Raw genomic sequence first — 11,971 nt, 5'->3', positions numbered from 1 at the left:
CGGCGGATCAGCGGTGGTCGGACTCGTTCGAGTGCCCGCCGACCGGCGCCGACTTCTGCATGAGGAGCAGGAACTCGGTGTTCGACTGGGTCTCCTTCAGCCGGCCGAGGACCGCCTCGAGCGCCTGCTGCGGCTCGAGGCCGGCGAGCGCACGACGGAGCTTCCAGGTGATCTTCACCTCGTCGGGGCTCAGCAGCATCTCCTCGCGACGGGTGGACGACGCGTTCACGTCGACGGCCGGGAAGATCCGCTTGTCGGCGAGCTGACGGCTGAGCCGCAGCTCGCTGTTGCCGGTGCCCTTGAACTCCTCGAAGATGACCTCGTCCATCTTCGACCCGGTCTCGACGAGCGCGGTGGCGAGGATGGTGAGCGAGCCGCCGTTCTCGATGTTGCGCGCTGCGCCGAAGAAGCGCTTCGGCGGGTACAGCGCCGAGGCGTCGACACCGCCGGAGAGCACGCGGCCCGAGGTCGGCGCGGCGAGGTTGTACGCGCGGCCGAGACGGGTGATCGAGTCGAGCAGCACGACAACGTCGTGACCGAGCTCCACGAGGCGCTTCGCGCGCTCGATGGCGAGCTCGGCGACGGTGGTGTGGTCCTCGGCGGGACGGTCGAAGGTGGAGGCGATGACCTCGCCCTTCACCGTGCGCTCCATGTCGGTGACCTCTTCGGGGCGCTCGTCGACGAGCACGACCATGAGGTGGACCTCGGGGTTGTTCTGCGAGATCGCGTTGGCGATCTGCTGCAGGACGATCGTCTTGCCGGCCTTCGGCGGCGCGACGATGAGGCCGCGCTGGCCCTTGCCGATCGGGGCGACGAGGTCGATGATGCGCTGGGTGAGCTTCGTCGGCTCGGTCTCGAGGCGCAGGCGGTCCTGCGGGTAGAGCGGCGTGAGCTTCTGGAAGTCGACGCGCGCCGCGGCCTCATCGGTCGTCTGGCCGTTGATGGAGTCGACCTTCACCAGCGCGTTGTACTTCTGGCGGCTGTTGCCCTCGCCGTCGCGGGGCTGCTTGATGGCGCCGACCACGGCGTCGCCCTTGCGCAGGTGGTACTTCTTCACCTGGCCGAGCGAGACGTAGACGTCGCTCGGGCCGGGCAGGTAGCCGGTCGTGCGCACGAAGGCGTAGTTGTCGAGGACATCGAGGATGCCGGCGACCGGGATCAGCACGTCGTCGTCGAGGATCTCGGGCTCGACCTCGTCGCCGCCCCCGCCCTGACCGCGGCGCTTGCGGTCGCGGTACCGGCTGCGACGGCCGCCCTCGCCGTCCTGCTGCTGGTTCTGCTGGCCGCCCTGCTGGTTCTGCTGGCCCGACTTTTCGCGGGCCTGCTTCTCGCCGCCCTTGTCGCCGTCGGCGGGCTTGTCGCCGTCGTGCTTGTCGTTCTTGTCGTTCTTGCGCTCGGCGTTGCGGGCGTCGCCGTTGCGACCGCCCTGCGACTTCTCACCCTCGGGCTGCGACTCACCGCGGCCGTTCTGCTGCTTGTCGTCGCCGTTGCGCTCACCGCCACGGCGGCCGCGGCGGCGCCCCTGACGGGGCTCGGGCGTCTCGCCCTGCTCGGCCTCGGCGGCCGGGCGCTGGCCCGCTTCGCCGGTGGCCGCCGCGAGCTCCTCGCGCACCGCGGCGCGGGCGGCCTCGCGGGCCGCCTCGTCGTCGCCGGGGACGAGCGGCACGCCGGCTCCGCCGCCGTTCACGTGCTGCACGGCGGCGGTGCCGCTGCTCGTCACGCGACGCGACTGGCGGCCGCGACGGGCGGGGGCCTCGGTCGGGGCGGATGCCTCGGCGGGCGCTTCGGCCGGAGCGGATGCCTCGACCGGCACATCGGCCTGGACCGGTGCCTCGGCGGGGGCCTCCGTCGCGGGGGCCTCCGTCGCGGGGGCCTCCGTCGCGGGGGCCTCGGGCTCGGCGGCGGGCGCCGGCTCGGCCGGGGCCTCGACGACGGCCGCAGCGGCCTCCGCCGGGACGTCGAGCTCGACGCTGCCGGCTGCCTGCTGCGCCTCGATCAGCTCGATCAGCTCGCCCTTGCGGCGCTTCGAAGCGCCGGCGATGCCGAGGGAGCCGGCGAGCTCGACGAGCTCGGCCACCTTGAGGCTCTTGAGTTCTGCGGTGCTGGCCGCGTTCTGGACGCGGTCGGTTCCGTTGGTCACTGGGGTATGTTCCTTTCCCCCGGCCGCGAGATTCGCGGGCTCGGAAGGGCTGGTCGCTCGACAGCGGGCGATCGATGCGCACGGGGCGCAGACCTGCGCGTGAGCGAGAGCAATGAATTGCCGGGAATCGCACCATGCGGCGACGGACGCGAACCGCGTGTCGGTCGTCGGGTGCGGGGTCGAGTCTAGCACCCGACCCCGCCTCGGGACGAACCGCGACGCGCGGATCCGTACGGAACCGTCCGCCGGGTGCCGGCTCAGCCCGCTTGGACCGTCGCGCCCTTGAAGTCGACCGCGAGCGGCAGCGCCTGCCACGCCGTCTCCGCGCGCTCGGCCACGAGCGCGGCGGCCTCCGCCCGCTGGGCGGGGTCGCTCGCGAGGACGAGGATCGAGGGCCCGGCACCGGAGACGACCGCGGGATGCCCCGCAGCGCGCAGCGCCCGGATGAGGGCGTCGGTCTCGGGCATCGCCTGCGCGCGGTAGTTCTGGTGCAGCTTGTCCTCCGTGGCCGCGAGCAGCAGCTCGGGGCTCTGGATGAGCGCCGCGACGAGCAGGGCCGAGCGCGAGACGTTGAACACCGCGTCCTCGTGCGGCACCTGCTCGGGCTGCAGCGAACGGGCGAGCGCCGTCGACATCTCGTGCTCGGGCACGAGCACGAGCGGCGAGACGCCGCGGTGCACGATGAGCTTCTTGTGCCGGGGGCCCTCTGGCGTGGTCCACGCGATCGTGAGCCCGCCGAAGAGCGCCGGGGCGACGTTGTCGGGGTGGCCCTCGAGCTCGGTCGCGAGCTCGAGCAGCCGGTCGGCGTCGAACTCGACGATGCCCTCGAGGAGCCCCTTCGCGATCATGACGCCCGCGACGATGGCCGCTCCGGAGGAGCCGAGCCCGCGGCCGTGCGGGATCGTGTTCCGCGCGACGAGCCGGATCGGCGGGAGGGCGTACCCCGCCCGGGCGAAGCTGTGCGCCGCGGCGCGCACGACGAGGTGCGAGTCGTCGAGCGGCACCTCGCCGGCGCCGACGCCGTGCACCTCGATCTCGAGGCCGGCGTCGATCACGCTGACCTCGAGCTCGTCGTACTGGGCGAGCGCGAGCCCGAGCGTGTCGAACCCGGGGCCGAGGTTCGCCGAGGTGGCGGGCACCTTCACGAGGATGGAGCGTCCCGCGATGCCGGGGGCTTCGGGCAGCTGCTGGTCCGGCATCGCGCCGGGCATCCCGCCGCTCACGCGCCGAGCTCCAGCAGCGAGGCGACCTGGGCCGTGTCGACCGGGACGACGACCGGCTGCTCCTCCGTGCCGTCGGCACGCCGGACCGCCCACTGCGGGTCCTTCAGACCGTGGCCGGTGACGGTGAGCACGACGCGCGAGCCGGCCGGGACCTGCCCGGCCTCCGCACGCTCGAGCAGGCCCGCGACGGAGATCGCGGACGCCGGCTCGACGAAGATGCCGACCTCGGCGGAGAGGATGCGCTGGGCCTCGAGGATGCGCTCGTCGGCGATCGCGCCGAAGTAGCCGTCGGTCTCGTCCCGTGCCGCGAGCGCGAGCTCCCACGAGGCGGGATTGCCGATGCGGATGGCGCTCGCGATCGTCTCGGGGTCGCGCACCGGCTCACCGCGGACGATAGGCGCCGAGCCGGCGGCCTGGAAGCCGAACATCCGAGGCATCCGAGTGGCGTTGCCCGCCTGGATGTCCTCGCGGTAGCCGCGCGTGTACGCCGTGTAGTTGCCGGCGTTGCCGACCGGCACGAAGTGGAAGTCGGGCGCGTCGCCGAGCACCTCGACGACCTCGAACGCCGCCGTCTTCTGCCCCTCGATGCGGTCGTTGTTCACCGAGTTCACGAGGTGCACGGGGTGCACGTCGGCGAGCTCGCGGGCGATGTCGAGGCAGTCGTCGAAGGTGCCCTGCAGCTGGATGATGCGCGCGCCGTGCGCGACGGCCTGGCTGAGCTTGCCCATCGCGACCTTGCCCTCGGGCACGAGCACCGCCGCGGTGATGCCGGCGTGCGCCGCATAGGCGGCCGCCGAGGCGGACGTGTTGCCCGTCGAGGCGCAGATCACGACCTCGGCGCCGCGCTCGACCGCCTTCGTGACGGCCATGGTCATGCCGCGGTCCTTGAACGAGCCGGTCGGGTTCATGCCCTCGAACTTCACCCAGACGTCGGCGCCCGTTCGGCGGCCGAGCGCGGGCGCGGGGATCAGCGGTGTGCCCCCCTCGCCGAGGGAGACGATGGGGGTGGCGTCGGTGACGTCGAGCCTCGAGGCGTACTCGCGGATGACGCCGCGCCACTGGCGCGAACCCGGCTTGGGGGTGGGCTGGTTCACTGGGCTCCTTCGACTCGGAGGACGGACGCGACCGACACGACGACCGGGCTCGCCGCGAGCGCGGCGACGGTCTGGGCGAGGGCGCCCTCACTGGCCTCGTGCGTGCCGATGACCAGCGTAGCCCGGCCGGAGGCCTCGTCGACGGTCTGCTCGAGCTGCTCGACCGAGACGCCGTGGTCGGCGAAGACGTGCGCGATCGTGGCGAGCACGCCCGGCTCGTCGGCCACCTCGAGCGTGATGGCGTAGCGGGTCGTGATGCGGTCGATCGGCAGCACCGGCAGGGCGGCGTTCGTCGACTCCGCGGTGCCCGGGCCGCCGATGACGTGGCGGCGGGCGATCGCGACGAGGTCGCCGAGCACGGCGGAGGCCGTCTGCACCCCGCCGGCGCCCGCGCCGTAGAACATCAGCGGACCGGCGGCGGCGGCCTCGACGAAGACCGCGTTGTTCGCCCCGTGCACGGCGGCGAGGGGATGGCTGCGGGGCACGAGCGCCGGGTAGACCCGGGCCGAGACGCCCTCCTCGCCGGTCGCGTCATCCGCGATCCGCTCGCAGATCGCGAGGAGTTTCACGACGTACCCGGCCTTCCGGGCCGACTCCACCTGCTCCGCGCTCACCTGGGTGATGCCCTCGCGGTGCACCTCCTCGATCGGGACCGTCGTGTGGAAGGCGAGGCTCGCGAGGATCGCGGCCTTCTGCGCCGCGTCGTACCCGCCGATGTCGGCCGTCGGGTCGGCCTCGGCGTAGCCGAGCTCGGTCGCGGTGGCGAGGGCGTCCTCGAGGGAGGCGCCCGTCGTGTCCATGCGGTCGAGGATGAAGTTCGTCGTGCCGTTCACGATGCCGAGGATGCGCTCGACCCGGTCGCCGGCGAGCGAGTCGCGGAGCGGCCGGATGATCGGGATCGCCCCGCCGACGGCGGCCTCGTAGGAGAGCTGCGCGCCGACCTGCTCGGCCGCGGCGAAGAGCTCCGGGCCGTGCGCGGCGATGAGCGCCTTGTTGCCCGTGACGACGTCGGCGCCGGAGCCGATCGCCTGGAGCACGAGGCCCCGGGCCGGTTCGATGCCCCCCATCAGCTCGATGACGACGTCGGCGCCGAGGATGAGCGTCTCCGCGTCGGTCGTGAGGAGCTCGCGGGGCAACTCGACATCGCGGCGGGCGTCGACGTCGCGGACCGCGATGCCGACGAGCTCGAGCCGCGCGCCGATGCGCTGGGCCAGCTCGTCGCCGTGCTCGAGGAGGAGCCTCGCGACCTGCGATCCGACCGACCCTGCGCCCAGGAGTGCGACGCGGATGGAGCGGTACTCGATCATTCTGAGGTCCCTTCGGCTGGGGTGGAGACGGCGTCCGTGGTTCCGGATGCCTCGTGCCCGACGTCGCGGGCGAGGAGATCGGCGATGGTCTCGCCGCGGACGATGACGCGCGCGGCGCCCCCGTCGACGGCGACGACCGCCGGGCGGGGCACGTGGTTGTAGTTGCTCGAGAGCGACCAGCAGTACGCTCCGGTCGCGGCGACGGCGACGAGATCGCCCGGCCCGACGTCGTGCGGCAGGTACTCGCGGTCGACCACGATGTCGCCGGCCTCGCAGTGCTTGCCCGCGATGCGGACGAGCGCGGCGGGCTCCGCCGAGCTGCGCGAGGCGAGCCGGGCCGAGTAGTCGGCCCCGTAGAGCGCGAAGCGCGCGTTGTCGCTCATGCCGCCGTCGACCGAGACGTAGTGCCGCCAGCCCTCCTCGGTCGGCACGGGCTTCACCGTGCCGACCCGGTAGAGGGTGATGCCGGCGGGACCCACGATGGTGCGGCCGGGCTCGAAGGCGAGCTTCGGAACGGGGATGCCGAGGGCGCGGCAGCCCTCGGCCACCGCGTCGGCGATGCCGTCGGCGATGCGCTCGATGGGCGCCGGATCGTCGGCCGCGGTGTAGGCGATGCCGAAGCCGCCGCCGAGGTTCAGCTCGGGCACGGGGCCCGTGGCGAGGAGCGCGGCGTGCTCGGCGAGGAGCCGCGCCGCCGACTCGGCGAAGCCGGCCGCGTCGAAGATCTGCGAGCCGATGTGGCAGTGCAGGCCCAGGAACTCGAGCGAGGGGTGCGAGCGGATGCGCTCGCCGAGCTCGACCGCACGGCCGAGCGTGACGCCGAACTTCTGGTCCTCGTGGGCGGTGGCGAGGAACTCGTGCGTCGAGGCGTGCACGCCGCTGTTCACCCGGAGCCGGACGCGCTGCACGCGCCCGGCTGCGGCCGCCGCCCGGGCGACCCGCTCGATCTCGATCTCGCTGTCGATGATGAGGGCGCCCACGCCCGCCTCGACCGCGGCGGCGATCTCCGTCTCCGACTTGTTGTTGCCGTGGAAGCCGAGCCGCGCGGGGTCGGCCCCGGCGGCGAGAGCGACGGCGAGCTCGCCTCCCGAGCAGACGTCGACCGCGAGACCGGACTCGGTCACCCAGCGGACGATCGCCGTGGAGAGGAAGGCCTTGCCCGCGTAGTACACCGTCGTCTCGGTGCCGATTCGGCGCGCCGCGGCCTCGAAGGCCTCGCGGGTGCGGATGGCCCTGGCCCGCACCTCGCCCTCGTCGAGCACGTACAGCGGCGTGCCGAAGCGGGACGCCAGCGTCGCGGCGTCGACGCCGCCGACGACGAGCCGGCCCTCGGCGTCGCGCGTCGCGCTCGCGGGCCACACGCCCTCGGCGAGCGCGTTGGGGTCGGTGGGCACCTCGAGGGTGCCGCGGTCTGCTGCGTGTCCTGCCACGTACGAACCTCACGGGATGCGGGAGCTTGGGGGCGTGCTGCGCGGCGAGCGAACCCGGATTGGTCCCTGAAGCCAGTCGGCGTCATCCGCCTCGGCGGATCATCGCGAGTCTATCGAGCGTGCGGGAGCCGCTGAAATTGATGACGACGCGTTCGGAGCGCCGGACTCAGTCGCAGTTCCCGGTCGTCGCCAGGCTCTCGCCGTCGAGCACGAAGCGCTCCGCGCCGAGCCACCCCGTGGCCGTTCCCGGCTCGACCTGCACCCGCTCCGCCCGGAGCCCCTCCGGCAGGTACTGCGCGACGCACACGGCGATCGGCTCCTCACCGAGCAGCCGCTCGACGAGCCCTGAGACGTCGATACTGCCGCCGAGGGCGCCCACGGAGACGTCGACCGGGGTGAGCAGCACCTCGTCGCCGGCGGCCTCCGGGCGCGCGCTCGCCGTGTAGTCCACCGTGAAGCCGAGCAGCTCGGCCTGGCCGGCGTAGCCGACCGTGCCGTCGCCGAGCTCGACGGTGCCCACCGCCGCGGCGGTGCCCGCTTCGGCGATGAGGGTGTTCAGCGCGTCCTGCCCGATCGAGACGCGGGCGGAGAGCCGGCCGACCGGTTCGGCGAGGTCGACGGGCACCCCGTGGAGAGTGACGTCGACCGCGACCGGCGCGCCGCGCACCTCGAGCTCGGGGGCGGAGAGCTCGACCTCGTCCATGCGGCCGGAGAGGTACTGGGCGATGACGGAGAATCCCCCGATGCGGACGTCGACGTCGCCCTGCACGCCCTCGGGCAGCTTCTGCTGGATCTTCGCCGACACCTGCTGCTGCGCGATGCCGCGGGCGATGCCGTCGGCGACGACCGCGGCCACGCCGAGCACGACCACCACCACGAGCACGATGACGAGAGCGCGGAGCCCGCGCCGTTTCGGCTTCGGCTCCCGGGCGCCAGGAGCCGGGTCGATCGGCACCGTCGCGGCCTCGCTCATCGTGCCCTCGTCACATCCGCTCGGGCGCCGAGACGCCGAGGAGATCGAGGCCGTTGCGGAGCACCTGGCCCGCGGCGTCGTTCAGCCACAGCCGGGTGCGGTGCAGCGCGCCGACCGGCTCCTCGCCGAGCGGCAGCACCCGGCAGGTGTCGTACCAGCGGTGATAGAGCGCGGCGAGCTCCTCGAGATACCGGGCGACGCGGTGCGGCTCGCGCAGCTCCGCCGCCTGCGCCACGACGCGCGGGAACTCCTGCAGGGCGCCGAGCAGGGCCGACTCCGTCTCGTGCTCGAGCAGCTCCGGAGCGAACTCGGAGCGGTCGACGCCGGACGCCGCGGCGTTCCGCGCGACGGCCGCCGTGCGGGCGTGCGCGTACTGCACGTAGAAGACGGGGTTGTCGTTGGTGCGGCGCTTCAGCACCTCCGGGTCGATCGCGATCGGCGAGTCGGCCGGGTAGCGGGCGAGCGTGTACCGGAGCGCGTCGGTGCCGAGCCAGGCCTGCAGGTCGTCGAGCTCGATGATGTTCCCGGCGCGCTTGGACAGCCGTGCGCCGTTCACGGAGACGAGCTGGCCGATGAGGATCTCGATATCGCGCTCGGGGTCCTCGCCCGCGGCGCCCGCGACGGCCTTCAGCCGGTGCACGTAGCCGTGGTGGTCGGCGCCGAGCAGGTACATCTTGTGCTCGAAGCCGCGGTCGCCCTTGTCGAGGTAGTACGCGGCGTCGGCGGCGAAGTAGGTGGGCACGCCGTTCGAGCGGCAGAACACGCGATCTTTGTCGTCGCCGAAGTCGGTCGTCTTCACCCAGATCGCGTCGTCGGCCTCGTAGACGTGGCCCTGGGCGCGCAGCCGCTCGAGCGCCGCGTCGATCGCGGAGACGCCCTCGTCGTCCTTCTGGTGCAGGCGGCGCTCGCTCGTCCACACGTCGAAGTGCACGTTGAAGCGGTCGAGCGAGGCCTTGATCTCGGCCAGCTGGTGCTCGTAGGCGATCTCGCGAGCGGTGTGCAGCGCGGCCGCGTCGTCGAGCTCGCCGAGGTTCGGCTCGCGCTCGAGCACGATCTTCGCGAGGTCGGCGATGTACTGGCCCGGGTAGCCGCCTTCGGGCGTGGGCTCGCCCTTCGCGGCGGCGAGCACCGACGCCCCGAAGTTGTCCATCTGGTTGCCGGCGTCGTTGATGTAGTACTCGTTCGCGACCTCGGCGCCCGCGGCGCGCAGCACGCGGCTGATCGAGTCGCCGAGCGCCGCCCAACGGGTGTGGCCGATGTGCAGGGGGCCGGTGGGGTTCGCCGAGACGAACTCCATGTTGATCACCCGGCCGGCCTGGCTCGTGCCGTGTCCGTACCCGGCCCCGGCGTCGACGATCGTCTTCGCGAGGGCGCCGGCGGCAGCGGCGTCGAGGCGGATGTTGATGAAGCCGGGGCCGGCGACCTCGGCGCTCGCGACACCGTCGAGCTCCGCAAGGCCCGCAGCGAGCTCCGTGGCGATCTCGCGGGGGTTCGCGCCGAGCGGCTTCGCGATGCGCAGCGCGATGCTCGAGGCCCAGTCGCCGTGCTCGCGCAGCTTCGGCCGCTCGAGCACGATCTGCTCCGGGGTGACCTCGAGCTCGAGCTCCGCGCCCGCCGCGCGACGTCGCTCCACGAGGGCGGCGACGAGGTCGGACAGGGCATGCGAAAGATCGGCTGGAGTCACGCACGAATCCTATCGTTCGTGATTGATAGGGTTCCTCCCATGTCGCGCATGCACCGCTCCCCCGCCGTCCGGTCACCGAGGGCCGTCTCGGCGCTCCTCGTCGCTCTGACGGCGACCGCCGCGCTCGCCGGCTGCGCGAGCGAGTCCCCCGCGCCGAGCGGGTCGCCGAGCTCGGCGCCGACGGCGACGACCGGGGCTCCGAGCGAATCGCCGACGCCCACGCCCTCGGAGACTCCGACGCCGTTCGCCGCAGACTGCGACACGCTCATCACTCCGGAGCAGATCTACGCCTTCAACCCGAACTTCGGCCTGCAGGACGGCTTCGAGCCCACCTCCGCCGATGTCACCGCGACGGTCGACGCCGGCGGCACCGCGTGCGGCTGGCTGAACCAGACGAGCGGCGACCCGATCCAGCTCGGCGTGGCGACCCCCACCCCCTCCGTCCTGGAGTCGGCGCGCAATCAGGCGGCGTCCTCCTCCAACGCCGTCCCCACCTACGGCACCCCGCCCGCGGTGGAGGGCTACTTCCGCCAATCCGGCAACACCGGCGAGGCGCAGATCTTCACCGAGTCCGGCTACTGGGTCGTCATCGAGTCGAGTGCGCTCTTCGAGCCGGGCGACGCCCAGCAGCTCGTCGAGGCGGTGCTGTCGAACCTGCCGGCGTGACGCCGGTCCCGGGTGGACCGGAGCGGAGAGGAGCGAAGATGGCGGCGCGATCTGCCAAGGGGACGCCATCGTGGCTCGGCGCGGTCAACGACCGGGTGGGGCTCTCCGCTCTGCTCGACCACGGTCCGCTCACCCGCAACCGCATCTGCGAGATCGTCGGCGTCTCCAAGCCCACGGCGTCGCTGATGATGACCCGGCTCCTCGCGGCCGGCGTGATCGAGGAGCGCGGCACGGTCGCCGGCAGCCCCGGCCGGAACGCCGCCCTCTACGCCGCGCGCGTCGACCGGCCGCTCGGCGTGGCCGTCGATCTCGATGCGGCCGAGCTCCGGGCGACCGTCGTCGACGCGGTCGGCACGGAGCATCCGGTCGCCCGCTTCGCCCTGCCCGCCGCAGTCGCCGACCGTGACGCGGTCGCCGAGATCCGACGGGCGATCGCCGACGCGAGCGCCGCGGCCGGCACCGATCCAGCGGCGGTGCACACCGTCGTGATCGGCACCGCGGGCTACGTCGACCCGGGTGAGGAGGGCGCTCTGTTCACCGAGACGCTTCCCGGCTGGCCGGTGCTGCACGTCCGGGCGACGCTCGAGGCGGCGCTCGACCGGACGGTGTTCATCGAGAACGACGTGAACCTCGCCGCCGTCGCCGAGCGCGACTCCGGCGCCGGGGTCGACGGCGAGGTGTTCGCGCTCGTGTGGCTCGGCAACGGCGTCGGCGCCTCCTTCGACGTCGCGGGCGACCTGCATCGGGGCAGCTTCGGCGGCGCGGGCGAGATCGGCTTCCTGCCCCTGTCGGCCGAGGCGCGCGCGATGGACCCCGAGGCGCAGACCGTGCAGGACCTCGTCGGCGGCCGCGCGGTCGAGCGCTTCGTCCGCGCCGAGGGGCTGCCCGCCGGCGACCACCCCACGGCGCTCGCCGCCCTCGCGGCCGCCGGCCCCGAGGTCCGCGCCCGCTTCACCGCCGAGTTCGGCGAGCGGATCGCACATGCCGTGCTGCCGCTGCTCGCCACGCTCGACCCTCGCCAGCTGGTGCTCGCCGGCCCGGTCGCGGCGATCGGCGGCGACGAGCTCGCGGTCGTCGTGCAGTCGGCGATCCGGCGGATCAGCCGCTGGTACCCCGAGGTCGTGGCGACCGAGGTGCGCGACGTCCCGGTCCTCCGCGGCGCCCGCACCTACCTCCGCGCCAAGGTGCGCGAGGACCTGCTCGACACCGTCGCGAGCCTCGTCGTGCACTGACCGCGGCGTTCGGATCGCCCCTCGCGGGGTGCTACTGTTGACAGCTGTGCGCCTCCGTAGCTCAGGGGATAGAGCGCCGGTTTCCGGTACCGTAGGTCGGGGGTTCGAATCCCTCCGGGGGCACGAGTTCGAATGACGCGGGACACGAGTCCCGCGTCATTCGTGTTTCCGGCTCGTGCGCGATGATCCCGCCCGATGCCCGCCGCGGCCGGCAGGGCCCGG

At 73.2% G+C, this 11,971-nt stretch carries 9 protein-coding genes and 1 tRNA gene; 3 read left to right on the top strand and 7 right to left on the bottom strand.

The window, feature by feature from the left end; all coding sequences use genetic code 11:
* Positions 1 to 7: 7 nt before the first annotated feature.
* The 7 genes from rho to M3147_RS05115 form a co-directional block, all read right to left on the bottom strand.
* A complete protein-coding gene (rho, locus tag M3147_RS05145) occupies positions 8 to 2,140 on the bottom strand; it encodes a transcription termination factor Rho (protein WP_251202406.1) in 2,133 nt (710 codons plus the stop codon).
* Positions 2,141 to 2,397: 257 nt separating this feature from the next.
* Positions 2,398 to 3,339 (bottom strand): homoserine kinase, encoded by a 942-nt coding sequence (thrB, locus tag M3147_RS05140; protein WP_251202405.1) that lies wholly within the window; start codon positions 3,337 to 3,339, stop codon positions 2,398 to 2,400.
* A gap of 20 nt (positions 3,340 to 3,359) precedes the next feature.
* A complete protein-coding gene (gene thrC / locus M3147_RS05135) occupies positions 3,360 to 4,457 on the bottom strand; it encodes a threonine synthase (RefSeq protein WP_251202404.1) in 1,098 nt (365 codons plus the stop codon).
* Positions 4,454 to 5,764, bottom strand: a complete 1,311-nt coding sequence (locus M3147_RS05130; RefSeq protein ID WP_251202403.1) for a homoserine dehydrogenase — start codon at positions 5,762 to 5,764, stop codon at positions 4,454 to 4,456. Before M3147_RS05130 ends, thrC begins: the two co-directional genes overlap by 4 nt.
* Entirely contained in the window at positions 5,761 to 7,194 is a 1,434-nt protein-coding gene (gene lysA / locus M3147_RS05125; RefSeq protein ID WP_251202402.1) for a diaminopimelate decarboxylase, read from the bottom strand. Before lysA ends, M3147_RS05130 begins: the two co-directional genes overlap by 4 nt.
* Positions 7,195 to 7,360: 166 nt before the next feature.
* Positions 7,361 to 8,167, bottom strand: a complete 807-nt coding sequence (locus M3147_RS05120; protein ID WP_251202401.1) for an LmeA family phospholipid-binding protein — start codon at positions 8,165 to 8,167, stop codon at positions 7,361 to 7,363.
* Between the two features lie 10 nt (positions 8,168 to 8,177).
* Positions 8,178 to 9,851, bottom strand: coding sequence for an arginine--tRNA ligase (locus tag M3147_RS05115; protein WP_251202400.1), 1,674 nt, complete (start codon positions 9,849 to 9,851; stop codon positions 8,178 to 8,180).
* Between the two features lie 39 nt (positions 9,852 to 9,890).
* Here M3147_RS05115 and M3147_RS05110 point away from each other — a divergent pair, with 39 nt between their 5' ends.
* From M3147_RS05110 to M3147_RS05100, 3 genes are all read left to right on the top strand, one after another.
* The gene (locus M3147_RS05110) at positions 9,891 to 10,517 is read left to right on the top strand and encodes a DUF3558 family protein (RefSeq protein ID WP_251202399.1); all 627 of its coding nucleotides are present in this window, start codon (positions 9,891 to 9,893) and stop codon (positions 10,515 to 10,517) included.
* Between the two features lie 38 nt (positions 10,518 to 10,555).
* Positions 10,556 to 11,749: an ROK family transcriptional regulator gene (locus M3147_RS05105; RefSeq protein WP_251202398.1), complete on the top strand. Its 1,194-nt coding sequence runs from the start codon at positions 10,556 to 10,558 to the stop codon at positions 11,747 to 11,749.
* A gap of 50 nt (positions 11,750 to 11,799) precedes the next feature.
* Positions 11,800 to 11,872, top strand: a tRNA-Arg gene (locus M3147_RS05100).
* The last annotated feature ends 99 nt before the right edge of the window (positions 11,873 to 11,971 follow it).

This window comes from Agromyces mediolanus (assembly GCF_023715325.1).
In the GTDB taxonomy this organism is placed as follows: Bacteria; Actinomycetota; Actinomycetes; order Actinomycetales; family Microbacteriaceae; genus Agromyces; species Agromyces mediolanus_A.
The sequence above is the reverse complement of the archived record's forward strand: the minus strand, read 5'-3'. Positions and strand labels throughout refer to the sequence as shown.